The 20,422-nt window shown below is 41.0% G+C and carries 13 protein-coding genes; 6 read left to right on the top strand and 7 right to left on the bottom strand.

The features are described 5' to 3' along the window. Positions 1–32 precede the first annotated feature (32 nt). Positions 33–1,070 carry a fatty acid desaturase gene (locus VL20_RS12885; RefSeq protein WP_052276727.1) on the bottom strand — a complete coding sequence of 346 codons (1,038 nt, stop codon included), beginning with the start codon at positions 1,068–1,070 and terminating at the stop codon, positions 33–35. Positions 1,071–1,430: 360 nt separating this feature from the next. Here VL20_RS12885 and VL20_RS28510 point away from each other — a divergent pair, with 360 nt between their 5' ends. Continuing rightward, the gene (locus VL20_RS28510; RefSeq protein WP_284526141.1) at positions 1,431–2,153 is read left to right on the top strand and encodes a lysozyme; all 723 of its coding nucleotides are present in this window, start codon (positions 1,431–1,433) and stop codon (positions 2,151–2,153) included. Between the two features lie 83 nt (positions 2,154–2,236). Beyond that, on the top strand, positions 2,237–2,626 hold the full coding sequence (locus tag VL20_RS12875; RefSeq protein ID WP_052276726.1) for a hypothetical protein: 390 nt from the start codon (positions 2,237–2,239) through the stop codon (positions 2,624–2,626). A gap of 4 nt (positions 2,627–2,630) precedes the next feature. On the opposite strand, the gene VL20_RS12870 is transcribed toward VL20_RS12875, so the two are convergent. From VL20_RS12870 to VL20_RS12850, 5 genes are all read right to left on the bottom strand, one after another. Then, complete coding sequence (locus tag VL20_RS12870; protein WP_052276725.1) at positions 2,631–3,668, bottom strand: hypothetical protein; 1,038 nt, start codon at positions 3,666–3,668, stop codon at positions 2,631–2,633. 44 nt (positions 3,669–3,712) lie between these two features. Then, on the bottom strand, positions 3,713–6,715 hold the full coding sequence (locus VL20_RS12865; protein WP_128575208.1) for a D-Ala-D-Ala carboxypeptidase family metallohydrolase: 3,003 nt from the start codon (positions 6,713–6,715) through the stop codon (positions 3,713–3,715). Positions 6,716–6,937: 222 nt separating this feature from the next. Beyond that, entirely contained in the window at positions 6,938–8,500 is a 1,563-nt protein-coding gene (locus VL20_RS12860) for an SPFH domain-containing protein (protein WP_052276724.1), read from the bottom strand. A 259-nt stretch (positions 8,501–8,759) separates the two neighbouring features. Continuing rightward, positions 8,760–9,617 carry an IS5-like element ISMae4 family transposase gene (locus tag VL20_RS12855; RefSeq protein WP_052278332.1) on the bottom strand — a complete coding sequence of 286 codons (858 nt, stop codon included), beginning with the start codon at positions 9,615–9,617 and terminating at the stop codon, positions 8,760–8,762. 420 nt (positions 9,618–10,037) lie between these two features. Next, positions 10,038–11,201 (bottom strand): pyridoxal phosphate-dependent aminotransferase, encoded by a 1,164-nt coding sequence (locus VL20_RS12850; RefSeq protein ID WP_052276723.1) that lies wholly within the window; start codon positions 11,199–11,201, stop codon positions 10,038–10,040. 99 nt (positions 11,202–11,300) lie between these two features. On the opposite strand from VL20_RS12850, the gene VL20_RS32685 reads away from it, so the two are divergent. After that, entirely contained in the window at positions 11,301–11,432 is a 132-nt protein-coding gene (locus VL20_RS32685) for a hypothetical protein (RefSeq protein WP_284526140.1), read from the top strand. Between the two features lie 147 nt (positions 11,433–11,579). Here VL20_RS32685 and VL20_RS12845 read toward each other — a convergent pair whose 3' ends face one another. Beyond that, positions 11,580–14,330 carry a DNA methyltransferase gene (locus VL20_RS12845; protein WP_052276722.1) on the bottom strand — a complete coding sequence of 917 codons (2,751 nt, stop codon included), beginning with the start codon at positions 14,328–14,330 and terminating at the stop codon, positions 11,580–11,582. A gap of 210 nt (positions 14,331–14,540) precedes the next feature. On the opposite strand from VL20_RS12845, the gene VL20_RS12840 reads away from it, so the two are divergent. From VL20_RS12840 to VL20_RS12830, 3 genes are all read left to right on the top strand, one after another. Beyond that, a complete protein-coding gene (locus VL20_RS12840) occupies positions 14,541–15,008 on the top strand; it encodes a DUF29 domain-containing protein (protein ID WP_052276721.1) in 468 nt (155 codons plus the stop codon). A gap of 626 nt (positions 15,009–15,634) precedes the next feature. After that, entirely contained in the window at positions 15,635–16,141 is a 507-nt protein-coding gene (locus tag VL20_RS12835) for a hypothetical protein (protein WP_052276720.1), read from the top strand. Between the two features lie 1,666 nt (positions 16,142–17,807). Then, positions 17,808–20,378: a DUF3536 domain-containing protein gene (locus tag VL20_RS12830; RefSeq protein WP_052278456.1), complete on the top strand. Its 2,571-nt coding sequence runs from the start codon at positions 17,808–17,810 to the stop codon at positions 20,376–20,378. Positions 20,379–20,422: the final 44 nt, after the last annotated feature.

Below are 20,422 nucleotides of genomic sequence, written 5' to 3'. Positions count from 1 at the left end.
GCTGCCGTTTCCTCCTGATAGCTAAGATAAGATTAGTTTTTGCGGTAAAAAATCTTACTGCCTTGGTCACTGACAAAATGACAATTGCGGTAGGACCGCCAGAGAGATTTGAAAATCGGTTCTTTCGAGACGCGATAATAGTCTCCTAAGACGGGACGGATAGCCTCGGTTGCTTCTTGGAGATGATAGTGGGGAATAGTGATAAAAATATGATGGGCGACGTGAGTACCAATTTGGTGATGGATGGGATTAAAGATGCCATAATCGCGATCGATGGTAGAAAGCGCCCCTTTGAGAAAGTACCAATCTTGACCGCGATACCAGGGAATATCATCTTCAGTGTGGTGTAGGAATGTCACCAAGTCTAACCAAACCACAAAGACGATATAGGGCATGATGTAGTAGTTAAACAGAAACCAAAAGCCTTGGCTAATACCCACCCCGATTAATAGACCTAACATAAAGGTACAGCAAACGGTGCTAGTCAGTACCTGCCACCGTTCCGAGGGGCGAAAGAGGGGGCTTTCGGGCATAAAATGGGACCCCTGTTTATTAGGGGAACGACGGAAAAGATAAAGGGGGTAAACAAATAAAATTAGCTGAAAACGAGCTAATTTTTCGTACCAAGCCATATTGTTATACTGGGTTTCCGTGACGGGATACCAACTTTCATCGGTGTCGATATTGCCAGTATTAGCGTGATGGGTGCGATGACTGATGCGCCAACCGTGGAAAGGTACGAGAATGGGAGTATGACTGAGATGACCGATTAGGTTATTTAACCAACGATAACGGGAAAAGGAACCGTGACCGCAATCGTGACCGACGACAAATAAGGCCCAAAACATGGTTCCCTGCATAAACCAAAAAAGGGGGAAGAACCATGCTTGATTAATCTGGTAAGTTATCCAGTAAAGTAGGGTAATAATGCCAATGTCAAAAAAAAAGTAGGCTAAAGAGCGAAAAACGCTTGATTGGAAGCAACGGGCCGGGATAGCTAGACGGACATCCTGTAGGGTAAATGGCAAAAATTCTCTTTCTAGGGTAGGTTTAGATAGGGTTTGGGACACTAGGTTATAACTCAAGATGGATAACAGGGCAGTATTGACGAAAGCTTGAGTAGCTCAAGTTTTCTGTTTCTCGATGCGCTATCTTTTCTCTGTCTCAGCTAGGAGCGGATAAGACCGAGCGATCGAGCGAATTTCGTCTAACTCACTGGGATTTTATTCTAGGGCTTAATGTAACTTAACAAAAGCCCCTGGGGAAAGTTAATCAGATTCTCCCCCTGTCTGTCCGTCTGTCCCCTTGGGCATCCATACAATAGACTGGCTCTTCGGTTCGTGTTATCCACCCGATCAAACCAGACCAAGCAACGAAGAACCAAATATATTAACATTGTTTTGTCAGCAGATAAGTTTAGAGGTCTATTTATGGCAATAGCAACTTTGACAGCACTTCACGACACTGCGATCAAGAAATCGACAGAACAATCCAGTAAGCTACCCGATACTGAGAAAAAGATTTACAAAGCCGGACAAACCATCAGCATCGACAAGGTGGAATCTGCACCCAACGGACATTTAAAAGTAACCCTGAGTAGCGGGGCTGGTGTCTGGTATATCTTTGAAAAAGATTGGTCTCCTATTCCAGAGTCTATGGACCGAGTAGAAAGCAATAGTAAAGTTCCTGAACAAGCAGTTCAGATTATAACTGAGTTTGAAGGTTTTGTCCCTCATGTTTATAATGATGGCGTAGGAGTGGCGACGATTGGGATTGGAACAACTCGGTATCCTAATGGCAAACCTGTTCGTTTTGGCGATCCAAATATCACTTTAGCAACCGCTCAGAGTTATTTATCCCACGATCTTGAAAACACCGTAAATCACCTAGCTGCTTCAATTCCTTATTGGAATGAGATGAATGATAATCAGCGTTCAGCCTTGATTTCGTTTGCTTACAATTTAGGCGATCATTTCTACGGTAATCCCGGTTTTAATTCTATCACTTCTGCTTTGCGAGATAAGCGATGGAATGACGTACCTAAGATTTTAGAACTCTACTCTAATCCGGGTTCCAATGTCCATGAAGGTCTGCTGCGACGGCGCAAGGCTGAGGGTGAATTGTGGCAAGGTAAGGGGAAATTTGCTAAGTAAGTAGTTGTGTCTCCGGGGTGACATTTGCACCCCGGAGACACGGAGAACACAGAGAGATATTTATTAGCTACTGGAATTAAAGTATGGGATTATTTTTTGTTAGGTTTAAGCCAAATTTCTTGATGAGAACTCTGTTTTTATTGTTTATCTGCTTGTTTTGGGGCAAAACAACTTTTGCAGAAACCTTACAAACGAGAAATTTTATTGTCAAGATTACTAGAAATTGTCCTGAAGGAGAGGTAGTGTGCAACAATGTCTCCTACACTGGAACAAGTTTAAGAACCGCAGAATCCATTAAACTTACTGGGAGAACTGTTTATCGTTTGTGTTCAGATAGGGTTACTCCCTGTCAATTTCTCGGCTACGAGTTTATTAATGGAAGTTATCGTTACTTTGTCACAGAAAGTGGTATAATAAGAGTCTATAAAAACGGCAAGCTTTTACTTGAAGAAACTGGTTCATGGCAGGATTAATCGTTTAATCAAAACTGATTAAATTCTCTTTCAAGTAAGTATATAAGAATTGCAGGCGTTGTGTTTCACTTTCAGTGAGTTGGTCTCCTTTTCCTCGCAACTCAAAATATCGTTGTGTAGCTGTCGATAAGCGTATTGTTTTACCTAGTTCTTCTAAAACACTAAAATAACTGCCAGATATATTTCCCGCATTGAGTTGATTGCCATAAGATTTATTGTAAGTCTCCAAGACTTCCGTTGCCAAGTGTTTCTCAATTTGACCCGGTGCCAAGGTAATTCCTTTTTTGATATTAACAACAATGTAGGGACTTACTGGTTCATTACGAGTTGAAGTAATAGTACCATTCCGTTCCATTTGTAGGGATTCTAATTCAACTTCTTCAAAGAAAAAGGCATATGCTCCTGTCTGTAAGGGAGCTTCCCCAATGTTGGGAAGGCGGTTCTGATCGCCAGGATAAAAAGCAAATTCTACAGTTTTTACTTGAGGTCTAAATTCCGCATCTAGTATGGTTTTGAGAATATTATTGACTCCTTCTAAAGCTGCTGTTCCTAAAGCTGTAAAAGGAACGAGAAGGGGAAAAGTGCCGCCTACTTCACGAACAACTTCTTGTAATGCTCCTGTCACTTGATCTAATTTTGAGTCTCCTAATCCCTGACAAAAACTACTGAATGATAAATATAGTCTTTCTGTTTTCTTGTCTTTTTGGAAATCTTCAATAATCGCTACATTTTCTGCCCAAGTAGTAAGTAAATCATGGGTCAGTCTATTCATATTATTAATGTGATTGAGGTAGTGAGCTTTAATGATAGGTTTTTCTATATCTCCTAATCCTATCTGACTCATTACAGCAAAATAATCATTACCCCATTGTCCAGCTTTATACGCTTCTCTATACTTACTATAAAGTTGATGTGAAATAGTATTTATAGAGACTGTAAAATCTTCGGCAGCAGCAATTAAAGCATTATCATCTTTAAGGAATGGATCGAGTAATGGTCCGGGTTCCGTAATTGGTACTCTGCCGATGGTTGTGACTGTCATTTAAGCATCCTCCTAAGGGTGTATTTATAAAGTTTTACATGGCATCAATAGTTCCATCTGACACCTTTTTCGCCTCCCGTTTTCCATCCCTTGCCATTGCGACAATCAATATGAACGAAGCCCTTTTTTGCCCCCCAACCCAAGGCACCATACCAGTGTTGATCTACCCACTTTTGAAATTCAAACACATCTCCATGAGCAGGGCAAATATCGACCGCAGTTCCTCGGATATGCTGCGAGTTACTTACCCCTCCCACAGCACGATTGATTTGCTCAGGGCGATACCCAGAAGTGATGATAATGGGCTTCCCGTAGTCAGTGCGAATCTTCTCCAACTCTCGCATAATCGTGAGTATGTTATTTTGCAAAGTGGTGTCGTGCGGAATGCGTCGGGGGTCGTTTCGTAAGTTTTCTCCTAGAGTGAAATGGGGGGTTAAATGGGTGGACATATCACTCCAATCTACATCTTTCGGAGTCAAAATTTTGGGCATTTCCCTAACCACTTCGACTTTGCTAACCTGATCGCTAGATTCTGTGGCTGCCTTGCCTGTTTCGGGCTTTGCGGCTAACTCTTCCGTATGTAAAGATGTAGAAGGTAATTGTTTGATAACTTGACAAGCTTTATCGTAATAACGTTGACGATCCGACAGTCCGTTATAACCACCATTAACCTTTTTTGTTACCTCTCTAACAGTTGCACCCCGATCGCAAAGAGCATTCATGTTATTATTCTTCCACCAAAATCCAGCACTGGTAAAAGGATAAACCTGAGCGACATAGCTATGTCCCTGCATGACTTTTTGATCCTTGATAAAGTCTGCAAATTTCTGATAATTATGCCGTCCAGTTAATTGAATAACACCAGCACCTTTATATTTACGACCATCACCGGGAGAGGTATTTCCCAAATCTCGGCGACCTTCATAAGCACTACCACTGGCAATTTCTTCCATCCAACGCAGTCCTCCTGATTCATGGGCTGTTTGGCTGAGGAAATGTCTAATTCGTGGCACTGTATTAATTTCAAATCGCTGTAAACAAGAGTTTAAGTCATTGAATTGTTGATCACTCATTTTACGTCCATAGACAGACTCAGCTTGCTGACGAGTGACAAGATTAACGCCCTGATGCTGACTTGATTCTGGCGCGGATACAGGTGATAGGCCATTGTCTTTGCTAGATTTTTGCCAAGGTAAATTCCAATGATCCGACCAAAGATACCAAATGCCAGCACCGTAGTCTAACTCCACTAGGCAATGTCCGTCAATTTCTTCTGAATACTTGAGGACTTTGTACCCTTTGCCCGCAGGAACTTCTTTTTTCTCGTTTTCACCGAGTTCTGATGAATCAATAGGCTGCTTTTTCAGATAGGTTTTAGTAGTTGCCTTGATGATGGTATTGGGGGGCGCAATGACCCAATTTTCGGGTTCTACCTTTGTGGCTGTAGCTGATCTTTGAATCGAGCGGGTGGCTGCGGCTTTGAGGGTTCCTCTATTTGTTGAGGAGATGGCAGACATTCTTGATAATTGGTCAATGGCTTCCCGCGCTGAACCATTTTTACTGGACTGGGGAACAGATGATAGTATTTTGTGTTCCCAGGGTAAGTACCAGTGATCTGACCAAATATACCAAATTCCCTGGCCGTAGTCTAATTCAACGAGGGAATGTCCATCAGATTCTTGTGAATGCTTGAGGATTTTATACTCTGTACCCACAGGAACTTCTTTTTTCTCGTTTTCACCGAGTTGTGATGAATCAATGGGCTGCTTTTTCAGATAGGTTTTAATGGTTGCTTTAATCTTTGTATTGGGGGGAGCAGCGACTAAATCTGCCCGATTCTGGGTTACTGATAAGGTTGAGGTGACAGGTTTCGCCACCCCAGAAAGTTGAATTTTATCCAGTAAAGCTTTCCCGTTAGTCTGTTGACTTACCCAATCTTGATTTTGGATCAGCCAGTTTTTTATGGAATTATTTCCCCCATCTACTCCATCCCTTTCATACTCGTCAATAGCTTGTGCTAGTCCTTTCCGCTGCTCAACAGCAAACAAATCTTTTAAGATATCATCCCTTGATTGAGAATTGCCAAGGCCAATTCTGGCGATCGCCCGATTTATTTCGTACTTCCAGCTATCTTGCTCAGTTGATGCTCCCGGTATTCGTAGTTCGATGGCGCGATCGAGATAGGAGATGGCTTTGTTTAAATCAGGAGGCTGTGAACTGATATAAGCATAACCTAACTCTGCATTATAGGAGGCATTATTGTTATCACTGGCTACCAGAGCCTCAAAAATCGGAATTGTTCTATTAACCCGATCTTTAAACGTTAGAGTTCTCCTTCCCAAGCTACGGGCATCATGGGCAAGATTAAAAGCACGTTCTTTAACATTCTCACTAGCGGCTTCAAGTTTCTCTTGGAGTTCTGATAATTCGGATAAATTTAGCCCTTCTTGAATCTGTAGGTTGACTAGATCGAGGATGTGCTTTCTTTGTTCGAGTTCTTTTGCCTGAGATTCTGCTTTCTCTTTGGCCAGGTCAGCCGTTTCTATACGGTTAATTACCTTCTTTAATGCCGCATCTAGGATGGCTTTACCACCGTAGCCGCCCACCAATCCAGTGACAAAAATCGTGATTTCCAAGCCTGGATCGCCAGTTTTTCTAAGCTCCTGGGGTAAGAACTGATAGGCAATAAGTGACCCACCTATGCCAACAAAAATTTCTCCCAAAAAGCCGGGGTTGAGATTATTGGGATTTTTCTTACTCCAAGACGGCAATTCTAACTCGCCGTCAAGCAATATGGAGTAAAGTAACCCGCCTAATCCCCCAGCCAATACCAGACTTAGATAGATAGTATTTATGCCATTGAACCATTGTAAGTAACCTTGCAAATCGCTAATTTTGGCGGCATTGTTACTCGCAGAACTTGTAAAACTGATTAACTTAGCAAAGCCCAGAGCCATACCAAGTCCTAATAAAAAAGTAAGAATGAAATTAGTAGTCTTGGGAAAGGGGGGAAATGTTAGCGGAGGTTTTTGTTTTGCTTTGTTCATGAACTTAGACTCCAAAACTCAGTTTGTTTACTGTTGAAAAATTAGTTTTATTGGCAGGGATTAATGGGCTTAGATGACTCAATCTCGCTGTTACTTATACGTCAGAATTATCCTGTCCGTTGTTGCTATCGTTATTCAAAGAGCGGAGCGATTTACCTAATAAGTCTCCTAACTTACCATTTAGCAGTGATTGGATCAGTAACATACCACTGGTGGAAAGCATTAACTTGTTAATCTCTTCTCCATTTCCATTGGGAAAAGTATAGATATTAGAGTCTCCCAAAATCCCTGCTTGGGGGCTAATGCTTTGGCAATTTCAACAACCTGGGGTAAATTTTCCATTAATCGAGGCGCTAACTCCCGAATCATTTGAGCCGTGCGATCGGCATCCGTAGCCGGTATGAGATGGTAACGCTTACCTTCTGCTTCTGCCAAACGTTCGATAGTTTTTGCTTCGTTCTCCACTGACTCTGCGGCTATTTCCGCTTGCAGCTTCTGGCGTTTGGCTTGAGCTTCTTCAATTGCTGTAGTAACAGCTTCTTCTGCTTGGGCGCGTTCTATTTCTGTTTCCAGCCGTTCTTTTTCTTTGCTAATAATCGAGATGGTTGCAGCAATTTCTCCCGTTTCTATTGCTTGATTTATTGTTGCTTGCTTTAAGCGAAACGTTTTATTTTCCTCAATTAATTTTGTGTCCTGTAAGAGCTTGTTAAGTTGAATTTCAATCTCTGTTGTGTTTTTGAGGGATTCTAGTTCTTTTTTGTCGTTTAACTCAGCAATTTCGAGCTTTTTCTTTAAAGCTAATTCAGAGGTTTCAATCGCCTCCTGTAGTTCTTTTTCTTTTTCATTTTGGTATTTTTCTATAATTAGCTCATGATCAGTCTTCCTCTTTTCGACTTTTTCCAGTGTTTCTAAATTTTTCAAAGATGTTTCTTGATGTGTAAGCTCTTGATTTTCTAGTTCAATCCCTATCTCTAATTCCTTTAGCCTTATATCTCTGCCTTTCTCTAATTCCTGTTTTCGTATTGTTTCTTCCGTATCTAATTCCTGTTTTCGTATTGCTTCTTCCGTCTTTAACTCTTCCGTGCGAGTTGCCAGAATTGCCGGTTGAATAACTTTTGTCCTAGCTTCAACTGCCTTGGCATCGAAATAGTTGTCAGCAGTATAGTTGGCACTTTCTTCAATTTCACCAATAACTAGGTCTCTAACAGTTAATCCTAGAGGATTTAGGCAGTTACCAAGTATAGTCGTAGCCTCTTTTCCCACCTCTGTGCGATTTGTATGGAGATAGTCTAATGTATGTTTACTGGCACTTCCTCGTAAGGCGGTTTCGGCGCGTTTTTTAACAGCTTTCTCTACGGCTACGGTTGAAATACTGTCTTCTTCTACCCAAAATTTTTGAGCCTTTTGGTTGTCTTCTTTTGTGTCGGCAATATAGACATAAATTGTCGCTTGTACATTGGCTCGTAAATAATCCTGAGTACGAATATTTGATACTTCTATATCAACAGCAAATTCTTGGGATCGAATCGTGTCTGAGTCTGGTTCAGTCCATGCCTTTAAACCTCCAATAATTTTATCTTTTTGTGACCACAAAGAAACCAGTATCAAGGTGACTACAACAGTCAGTCCTATCGGCACTAAAGAGAAACTGCCGTTACTTGGCGGTGAATTTGATCGGGAAGGATCAGGGGAAGACTGAGCGACAATAACAGGCTCTGTTTGGCTGGGTTGTACTGCTCTCATATAGTAAAGATTCAGATCAGGAAATTCCAGCAATCTTAACATTTATGGTTTTCCAGTAGATAATAGAACTCTTGCAAATTAATTATATGTTATAATGATGGGTTAACTAATTTTCCCCAAAAAATTAGTTAACCAGTACATTAGTCCTGAATGAAAACTTGAAGTTTAACTTTTAACTCAAAACTCTTTAGATATGCTTTAATTTGGTTATCAAAACCTCTTTATTTAAGCAGCACAAACTATCTCAATTTTTATAATTGAGAATAAATTCTCCTTGACTTGATTAATCTTTAGGCAACTTTTAAGAAGCTGCTATACCTATCCCTAACTCACAGTTATAAATAGCCGCCAACAAGTTAACTCTTAAACTATATCTTCGACGACGATTCCGATATTTACAGGATAAGATTTTAAAGGTTTTGAGTTTCCTATTTATATGTTCAATGATAATCCTTTCTTTGGCTAAAGCCTTGTTATACTCTTTTTCTAACTCTGTTAATTTTCTATTTTTCGATTTCTTTTTCGGTGTATAACTATTACTATGGTATGCAGCTATTCCCTGATAACCACTGTCTTCTATGCTGGTAGTTAAAGGATGAAAACGAACTCGACTTTTTTTAAATAAACTAAAATCATGACCTCTACCTTTCCCACAAAAGACACAGATAATTTCCTCGGTATTTTGATCAGCTACTAATTGGGATTTTAAAGTATGATAACCTCTTTTACCCCCCAAAAAATCTTTCTGTTTCTTTTTGGGGCGTTCAATGGGAGTTTCCGTTACATCCATTACCGTTACGACCGGTATCTCTGCTTGATTGAGTAAAGCTTTTTTTCCTTTTAAACGGAAGTTTCCCGATTGTAAAAGCATTTTTTCCGTCTTATTTACAATCCGACATATAGTTGATTCTGATAGTTCCCAGCTTGTACCAATGTGAAAATATGTTCTATATTCTCGCCAATATTCTAACGTTACTAAAACTTGTTCTTCTATAGATAGTTTAGGTTTCGGTCCCCTTTTAGATGGTGAATTAGAGTCGGCTTCAACACTTTTTACTGATTCTACCATCTTTCTATATGTTTGTTTATACACACCGAAACGGCGTTTGAATTGTTCATCTGATAAGTTTTGATAATCCATAATTTTGCTAATAAACATAGCAAAATTATAGATGATTTCCTGACCTAAGATCACATTTTATTCTTTTTTCCACTTCAATCTAAGAATTGAGAAAAAAGCAAAACCTTATATTATACCATAAAAAAATTATGCAAGAGGTCTAATATGTTAACAAAAATTTGTAACCGTTCAGGGGTAGGGCTGTTTCATTTAACCCCATATTTCGCACTTCAGTCTTATTCTTTCTATGATAAGTTTAACTTATATAGTAGTGATTGATCTCTGTGTTCTTTGTGTCTCTGTGGTTCGTTCCACGCACTCGTCCGCAAGACCGTATCTTAGAATACATTTTACCCACCAAACCCGGGAGAGCCAACGGATTTAGTATTAGAGATAATTGGCTGTGAAAACCCAAAAAAAGGGCGAACAAAATTCACCCTAACAGACAAAATAATCATCCTACAAAGTACCGATAAACTGATCAATGCGATCAAATCCTTTTTCAATCGTCTTTAGGTCTGTAGCATAGGAAAGACGAATACAATCATCAGCACCGAAAGCAATACCGGGGATAGCAGCCACTTTTTGGGTTTCGAGGAGTTTCTGACAAAAATCCCGGGATTTTAAACCAGTTTGACTAATATCGATAAACACATAAAAAGCACCGTTGGGAGTAGGACAATTAAGTCTGGGGAGCGATCGCACTCGTTCTAAAATATACTGTCGGCGCTCGCTAAAAGCTTTGACCATTTCCTCGATGCAATCTTGGGGACTTGCCAAAGCAGCGATCGCACCGTATTGAGCAAAAGTGCAGACATTGGAGGTACTATGACTTTGGATCTTAGTCATAGCCTTGACAATTTCCACCGGTCCTGCTATGTAACCGACGCGCCACCCCGTCATCGAGAAAGCTTTAGCAAAACCATTGCTAATAATACTGCGCTGAAAGATTTCCGGACCAAAAGAAGCGATACTGCGGTGAATTGCGCCATCGTAGAGGATTTTCTCGTAAATTTCATCAGAAACCACTAAAATATCCTTTTCAACCACAATTTTTGCTAAAGCTGCGATTTCTTCGGGAGTATAGACAATGCCGGTGGGATTAGAGGGAGAATTGAAAACAAATAATTTAGTTTTCGGTGTAATTGCCGCTTCTAGCTGTTCGGGGGTGATTTTATACTGATTCTCTAGGCTAGTGTTCACTATAACCGATGTTCCTCCCGCTAACGTCACCATTTCAGGATAACTCAACCAGTAGGGTGCGGGAATAATTACTTCGTCCCCCGCTTCAATTAACGCCATGATTAGATTATAGAGAGACTGTTTACCGCCATTGGTAACAATCACATTATCGGCATTGTATGCTAGTTGATTATCCCGCAGCAATTTCTCGGCGATCGCTTTTCTTAACCCCGCTTCCCCGGCAGCCGGTCCGTAGCGAGTTTTTCCCTCATCGAGGGCCTTTTTCGCGGCAGCTTTGATGTGAGTGGGTGTGTCGAAATCTGGTTCCCCGGCGCTAAAACTACAGACATCTTCGCCGTTTTTCTTCATTTCCTTGGCCAGAGAGTCGATAGCTAGGGTAAGGGAGGGGGTGACTTGATTGACTCGTGACGCTAGTTTCATAGTATTTTACCCTGAACGGGCTTTTCTGATGACCTACACAACCTTTAGTATTGTCCATCACCTCGATTGTTCTGGGTGTTTTTTATATAATCTCCGGAATTGCGGCGCTTAGGGATGGGTGTGGGGTGTGGGGTGATGGGGAAGTGGGGTGATGGGGTGATGGGGAAGTGGGGTGATGGGGTGATGGGGAAGTGGGGTGATGGGGAAGTGGGAAGTGGGGTGATGGGGTGATGGGGAAAGTGGGGTGATGGGGAAGTGGGGTGATGGGGAAGTGGGGAAATGGGGAAGTGGGGTGATGGGGAAGTGGGGAAATTGAACTAAAACCCCAAAACCCCAAAACCCCAAAACCTGTCTCCTGTCTCCTGTCTCCTGTCTTCGTTATTGAGGATTTTTTCTTTTTGCGGGTTTTTGTTTGCTGGTAGGGAGTAGGGGAGCGGTTAATTTTTCATAGAGTTCAAAGAGGTATTCAATACGGTTTAATTCACTGGTAAAGGGTTGGGGACGATAACACAAATCAACGGCTTTGTCAAGTTTTTGGTGAGCTTTGAGCAAGTCGGGAGGCATGGTTAAAGGATCGTATAAATCCGCAAGGCTACTATCGGGATATTTTGCCCTAGTATCTAGCACAGCTTGAGCGCAAGTTTCAACGGTTTGTTTTTGTTTGTCGGTGATATTTTCTGGAAAAGGAAAATTATTATAAACAATATCTTTTGAGTAACGATAATCACTTTTTAATCTGCCACACACATATTTAACCCATGCCATGTGCATTTCAGAAGTTAAAATACCAAATAAATATAAATCGCCGTTCGGAATAGACTGACAAGTATCACTTACGATATTATCAGCAGTAAAAAAGCCAATAGGAATGTATTTTCTATTTTCTGACGTAGTTCTAGGTACAAGAATATAGTCTGATTTGGGTTGTGTGATTTGTCGAAATAAACAATGATAAGAATAGTTTCGAGTTGAAGCTGCAATACTTTTTGCTCTCAATTGCTTCACGGCTTCCACACGCTCCAAAATTTCAGGTATATTCTTTAGTTCATTGGGTTTAATATCGAGTAGCCACAAACACCATTTTTTGCCACCATTTAAAAATTCTCTAGCACTAATAAAAGGTCTAATAAATTTAATTAACAAAGGGTTTTTTGAGACAAGAGTATTTTTTTCTTCTTCAGATAAAATAAAATTACCTCCATCTGTTGGCTTATTTCCATACATCATATTAGGGACATTACAGAGAGGATATTTTCGATTAAAAACCAGAATATTGTTTGCATTGATTAAGTAAGGATTAATATTTTTGGCTTTTATTAAAAGCGGCTCACTGGTTATAGTCTGATAGTCGAATAGATATTTTTCATTAGCTTCAAAACTAGCAAATCCAATAATCACACAATGAACCGCAGCATTACCTTTAGCTTCATTACTCCATTTGAAAGTTCTATGGGCAAAATGAATACTGATATTAAATTCGTTTATTAAAACATTCCATAAGATAGATGATTGTTCCCCTTGAGAAATAGAATTAGTCGCCACTAATCCCACCTTAATTTTTGTGCTTTGAATAAATTGAGCAGATTTATAAAACCATGCTGATACATAATCCATAACCCCTGATCCAATGATTTTATCAAGAACTAGCTTTAAGTCTTCTTTTTGATCAAAATTTTGGTAATGATGCCCCACAAAAGGAGGATTCCCTAAAATAAAATTGAGCTTTTCTTTTGATATAACTTCCTCCCAATCAATCCGTAAGGCATTTCCATGAACAATCTTTGCCGCTTTCTTTAATGGTAAACGCACAAAATACTGACCAAAAGTATTACTAACTTTAATATTCATCTGATGATCAATTAACCACATTGCCACCTCAGCCACCCTCACCGCAAACTCATCGTATTCAATACCCGCAAACTGATTGACATCTACCTGAATAATGGTACTAATATCTGTTACTAACTGCCCCGTTTTATCTAACTCCTGTAATACCAAAATCTCTAAATCCCGTAACTCCCGATAGGTAATAATTAAAAAGTTGCCGCAACCACAGGCAGGATCAAGAAAATATAAATTAGCAATCTTTTTCTGAAATTCTAGTAATTTATTGCGATTGCCTTTAACCTTCTCAAATTCTCTGGATAAATCATCTAAAAATAACGGTTTAATCACCTTTTGAATGTTCTTCTCGGAGGTATAATGCGCCCCTAAATTGCGTCGCTCTTTTGGATTCATTACCGCTTGAAACATAGAACCAAAAATAGCAGGGGAAATTTTTCCCCAATCAAAAGCACAAGCTTCTAATAACATGAATCGCATCTTACTATCAAAAGCCGCTAAGGGTAATGACTCTTCAAATAACTTGCCATTTATGTAGGGAAATTGAGTTAAATTCTCATCCAGATTTTTTAATCTTTTTTCTTCTGGTGTATTCAAAACCTGAAAAATAGCATCAATGTGCATCGCCAAATCACTGCCATCTTCTTTGGTATGTAGATCGATATATTCCCAGAAAATCCCCTTATTAAAAATACCCGTATCATCGGCAAATAAACAAAATAATAAACGCACTAGATAAACTTCCAAATCATGCCCTATATAACCAATTTCTTTGAGGCAATCATGAAGTTTTCCCATTAACTCGGCGGCTTGAATATTGACGGGGTCTTCGTCTTTATAAACTCGCTTTTCGTAACCAGCAATCAAATCAAATAAATGAACGTTATCAACAAAATTACTTAATTCAAATTCCCATTGATTGCCCGAATCTAAATCATATAATTTAAACCGTTGAAAATCCGAGACTAAAATATAACGCGGTAACTCATGTTCCTTTAAATTGGGAAAATAATCCTTAGCCTGTTGTGTGGCTTTTTCTAAATCTTTTCCCTTCGATTTATGCTCAACTAAAATCGTTCCTTTCCAGAGTAAATCAATAAAACCCTGTTTATTATCTGCTTTTTTTATCGGTTGCTCAAAACTGGCTACCCTACGCCGTGAAATGCCAAAGACATGAAAAAAATCATTCCAAAAAGACTGAGATTCTGCTTTTTCTGAAGTCTCTCCTTCCCACTCTTTTTGAAAAGCGATGGCGCGATTTTTAATTTCATTCCAACTTAAAGGCATAGTTTTAACTCCTTATCTTTCGCCGGTTTGCTCAACGATACTAGAAAATGGTGTAGGGAGCCAGATGCAGTCAGCAAGGGATACAGATAGTTTCCATTTTAGGTGATTTTTTGGTAAACTACAAGGGAAGCTAGAAATTAGTAACGCCTTGAGAATTGTAGCCGCTTAGTTACCAATCTAGTTATTGACTCCAACGAACAACCTATCGCTATGTCCAAGACTCTCTACGAACAAGATTTTCAATTGTGGCTCGCAACAACAATTAGCCATCTACAGAAGCGGGAATTTGCTGCGCTGGATACTGATAACTTAATTGAGGAGTTAACCGAGTTGGGAAAATCGGAAAAAAGAACTTTAGAAAGTAATTTGATGATTCTTTTGGCTCACTTGCTCAAATTAAAAGTACAGCACAACGCACCGCCATCCATGAAAGATAGCTGGTATTGTTCTATTATTGAGCATCGCCAGCGAATTGAGAAAAACTTACGCAATACGCCTTCCCTGAAATCCTATCTAGAAACTGCTATCGAGGAAGCTTATCCAGATGCTCGTCAAGTGGCAATTAAGGAAGGGAAACTCGCTCAATTTGGTGTTCGGATTCCCCCAGAAAATGATTATCCTAAAATTTGTCCTTTCTCGCCAGAGCAAATCTTAGATGAGAACTTTTATGGCAATTGACTAGAGGAAATAGTTAGGGTTTGCGGCAAAAAGTTTATTGGTGGGGTTAGGAGTCAGGAGTCAGGAGTCGGGAGGGGAAGAAAAAGATGAACGTAGCGACTGTTTCAGTGCCTACTCGCTACAAGGAGCAGGCGCCAAGCAGAAGTGTTTAGCCCACCTAGAACGAGAATTAAAAGCTCTCTGACAGAGTCGCTTTCAGGGCAATCGGGATTTTGCCCGCCAAGTGCAATCAGTATTATGGCAAGCTCGACTTGCTTATCAGAATTATCAAGAAGGAAAACGGCTCTTCGGTTTGTGTTATGCAATGGACGGGGGTTATAAGGGATGGAACCCTTATAGAGAAAGGCACTTAGCGATTTTTGTCAATTGTTTTTGCTCTAGAGCCAACTAATCAATTAAGTCTCTTACCAGATAAGGATTTAGTCGATTTATGCCCCCCTATCGAACCATACCAAGTAACGAAGAACCGAATATTTTTATCCATCGTTGGAAAATACACGGAATGTTTCTGGATATCCTTTTCTACGGGGTGAATATACGGAAACTTTCTGCTTTTTGTCCTCTAGGGGTTGACTATTACGGAAATTTCCTGTACAGTAGCTTACTGGACTTGAGTAACAACTATTTTGGTATCTCAAGAAAAAGCTAACCTACTGAAAAAAGAGAATAAGATGTCCATTAGTGTCGTAAAACTTCACCCTGACTGCGTGGCTATCTTCAATGAGTTTAAAGGTAATGCTAATAAACCAACGCATGATTTTCTGACTATGAAGTTGGATGGAGTCAACATCGTTCCTGATTTGTGTCCACCGATTGGTACTTCATCTGAAGACCCTAGATTCGGGGATAAGGAGCATCCTGCATTTGATCACATGGTTAGTCATTTGATCGAGAAAGGTAGTGGATATGCATTTTACATATTTCGATATGACAAGGGAAACGGTCATCCCAGTAAACTTGTGTTTTACACTTATGTAGATGACAATGGCCCAGCAAAGACTAAAATGGCTATCACATCTTCCAAACAAGTCGTGGAAAAAGGCTGTCCAGGTTTTTCGCTTAAGATTCAGGCAAATTGCAAGGAGGATCTTTCATACAAAGTCGGTTTGGATCTTGTTTTAGAACGCCCGTAGGTTAGGGTAAGTGCGATCGCTGTTATCTTGTTGATTAAACTTTAAAATTGTCATTGCTTGGGATAGGAATGCAGGGGGCGATCATTTTTGGAATGAGCAATTTTTTGGGCATGGCGATCGCTTTTGGGGCAGGGGTAAGAGCGATCGCATCTCTCCTAGGCTAGAACGCCGATTGCCAAGGATGGTCAGTCAGCCCTAGATAGTCAACAGCTTACCCGAAAAAGCTAGATTTTGTAACAAAATTTAGTATTACTTAGGGCTGGCTGAATAATGGTAAAACCCTTTTAAAATAAGGCTTTTGACCTGTTAAAGTCCGATGTTAGTGCAAGAAAATAGGATTGGGACTTTCAAAAACCTTGCATTATCCTTCTTGTAGTACATCGCTTGGTACACAAAACAAGGGCAACAAAGCCTGAAACGACTGGCTACTGACGACCGGCTACTGACTCCTACCCCCAGGAAAAACTTTTTCAGCAGACCCTACTTAGGGTTAGCTGAATAAATCTAAAAACCTTGTTGGGTAAGACTTTTAGACTTTTTGTCAATCAAAAAGTACCAGATATGGGAGTGGTCGGGGGGAAAATTCCTGGACTTTTTCCCTGAAAATTAGGTAATTTACCCGATGAAAATGGGTAAAACCCCACACCCCACACCCGTTACAGTAGAGCAGGAAGTCGCCTTCCCACCCCCTGCTTCAAAACCGGACTTACGACTTTCGCCGTATCCGGCTCCTGAGTAACTAGGCTACTGTCATTAGTAGAATAATAATGGGAATTATTATTTCCTTGTCTATTCAACCCTCTTGGCTGTATCCCCACCAGACAAGATTGTTGGTTTTAGGGCGTATATGACCGTTGATTGTTGCTTAGACTTCCTAGTTACCCGTCCTTTGTCAGCATATCTTTGATATTACTCAAAGCCTTGGCTTTTAAGGACATCCTCTCCCTCTATTGACTTGCGGATGGTTTCCTACTGCCCCAAACGGGCAGAGTCAATCAGGGTTACTTCGTTCCCTATAACCATTGGTTGAACCATTAGGATGATACTGTCCACAACAGAGTAACGGGAATGCCTTACTGATAGTGGTATGAGCTATCAGCCCCAACTCTGTTAACTTTTGTTTCGAGCCTGTCAGCCTTTTGGCTCGTGGGTGTTGACGATGGTTAATTCGTATCTTCGCCCCAGGGCTATCCATAGGTTCTGGCTCAACGGGTTTCTGATTTAGGCTATCAGATACCGCTTTTTTTCCTCGCTCACTACCTCAGATGTACCAAGTCTAAAGCAGCAGGAAATGCCGTCACTCTAGGCATCTAGAGGACAGGACTAAGGTTATTACTAACCCGCACCTGTATGGTTATAAAGTTATCAAGGTACTACATTTACCAAGCGGCTAATCCTCTAAACGTCTTACTGTCTAGTTTCTAGCCAACGAATCGCACCACACCCTACACCCTGCCCCTAGGAAAAACTTTTTCAGCAGACCCTACTTAGTGCTGTGTATAGAGAAGTTGCGAATTGTTAACCCTAGCTTTGCTAGGAAAATAAAATGTGATATTGTGACCCCAAGGCCGTGAAAAACGGCCAGGTTTTCAGTTTTTTTAAACATCAGGTCGCTACATTCTACAGCTATTTTCGCTCAAAAAAAAACGATTTTCTAGGCATTTCTATGACTTATCTTGTTGAACATCCTTCTACAACCTTTTATTCCTATACCGATACGGGGGTCGATCCCCTGAAAACCGCTCACGGAGTTTATATCACGGTTCACGGACATTTTTACCAACCACCGCGAGAAAATCCCTATCTAGACAGAATTGAACGGCAACCGAGCGCCCATCCCTTCCACAATTGGAATGAACGCATCCATCACGAGTGTTATCGTGCCAATGCTTTTGCGCGCATTTACAATGACCGGGGGGAAGTGATCAAAATAGTCAATAACTACGAATATCTCAGCTTTAACATCGGGGCCACCCTCATGTCATGGATGCAATCCCATGATCCCGAAGTTTACCAACGCATCCTGACAGCGGATCAAAAAAGTTGTCAACGCTTAAACGGTCATGGTAACGCCATCGCCCAGGTCTATAATCATATCATTCTGCCCCTAGCCAACAAACAGGACAAATACACCCAAATTCGCTGGGGAAAAGCCGATTTTCAGCATCGTTTCGGTCGCGATCCCGAAGGAATGTGGTTAGCGGAAACAGCCATTGATTTAGCCACAGTGACAGCTTTAATCGATGAAGGGATTAAATTCACCATTTTAGCCCCTTCCCAGGCCCTGCGCTGTCGTCCTTTCCCTAGCGACCATGATCCCCATCCCCAATGGCACGCAGTGGCCGGAGGTCAAATCGATCCCACCCGTCCCTATCGCTGTTACATCCCCGATGGTCGTTATCTGGATATTTTCTTCTACGATGGTCCAATTTCTCGCGATATGGGCTTTAATGATGTCCTAGCCAGCAGTGATTTTCTCGTCGGTCGTCTGGGACAAGCAATTAAAGGGGATCATCGTCCCTCCCAGTTAATCAGCGTCGCTACCGATGGGGAAACCTTCGGCCACCACAAACAGGGGACAGAGAAGTGTCTTAGCTATGCTTTTACGGAATCTTTCCCTAAAAACGGCTGGACAGTCACCAATTTCGCCCATTATCTCAGTATTTGCCCCCCCACTTGGGAAGTGGAATTAAAACCCGTGACCGCGTGGAGTTGCGTCCATGGCGTAAATCGTTGGCAGGATGACTGTGGTTGCGGGGGAGGGGGAAATTACCAGCAAAAATGGCGTAAACCCCTGCGGGAGTCCCTAAATTGGCTCAGAGATGAGTTGATTAAGGTCTATGAGATTCAAGGACAGGAATTTTTCCGCGATCCTTGGCAGACAAGGGATGACTACATTGCAGTTATTTTAGATCGATCCCCAGACGCGATCGAACATTTCCTCGCCCTGCATCAAAGTCGCAACCTGAGTAAAAGCGAGAAAATCGATGCTTTGCGTTTATTAGAAATGCAAAGACAAGCTTTATTGATGTTTACCAGTTGTGGCTGGTTTTTTGAGGAAATTTCTCGACCTGAAGGTACGCAAATTTTGAGATATGCTGGCCGGGCCCTGGAATTAGCCGGAGAAGTGGCTGGAATTCAATTAGAAATGAATTTCCTCAGTCGTCTAGCTTTCGCTCCCAGTAACGTTAAGTTATATCAAGATGGGGCCGATGTCTATCGACAATTGGTCACTTCTGCGCGGGTCGATTTGGAACGGGTGGCGGCCCATTACGCTATTAGTTCCCTATTTACCAATTATCCTAGTCATCATCGGATTTATTGTTACAATACCCGTCAATTAGATTATCAAAAACAAGCGATCGGGTCTTTAACTTTAGCAGTGGGACAGGTGGAATTAACCTCGGAAATTACCCAAGAAAGTGAACATTTTGTCTTTGCTGTTCTACATTTAGGAGGTTGGGATTTTTACTGCTGCATTCAACCGTTTAACAGTCGGTTAATCTATACCAATCTTAAGGATCATCTCTTTGAATCTTTACAACAGGCCAGTGTTTCGACCATGATCGTAGAAATGGGGCGCGGATTGGGAGAAAACTTCTTTGCTTTACCCCATCTTTTTGCCGATGAAAGACACCGAATCATGCAGAAGGTGACAGCCGAAACTAAAAAACGTCTCGATCAATTATACACCCAAGTTTATCGGGATAATTACGGCATTTTAGCGGCTTTCCAACGGGATGAGCTGCCCGTACCTCAAGAGTTACAGGTAGCGGCCGATATTGCCATTTCTCACCGTTGTTTACAGGTGATTACTGCCCTAGAAAAAGATTTTGAGCAGCGGCAAGCAACGGAAAATAATCTCGATCAATTATTTGCTATTGCTAAGGAAGCCAATCATTTACACTGTCAATTAAACATCCCCGAAGCGCGTCAAATCTTAGAAAGTCTGCTCTGGCAATCTCTTGGGAAATTATTACACGATGGCGATCCTTTAACAGCGGAGGAGGATACTCGCTTAATCACCCGTTTAATTGAAGTTAGCCAACAATTAAAGCTAGGATTATCCCTCGATCGCTCTCAGGAATTATACTATTATTATTTCCATGACCGTCTAGTTCCTAATTCTTTGCGGTCTAATTCAATAGATGTTTCCTGTCCCTGGCCGATGACTCAATTAAAATGGTTATTACTATTAGGACAGGTGTTAAAAGTTGATGTGAGTATTTGGCTGTGAAATCAGTCAAAGGGTGGGCAATGCTCACCCTTTGATGATTAAGT

Origin of the sequence: Microcystis panniformis FACHB-1757, assembly GCF_001264245.1 — a bacterium.
Classification (GTDB): domain Bacteria; phylum Cyanobacteriota; class Cyanobacteriia; order Cyanobacteriales; family Microcystaceae; genus Microcystis; species Microcystis panniformis.
Note: the sequence above shows the minus strand (reverse complement) of the source record. Positions and strands in the feature narration are given on the sequence as shown.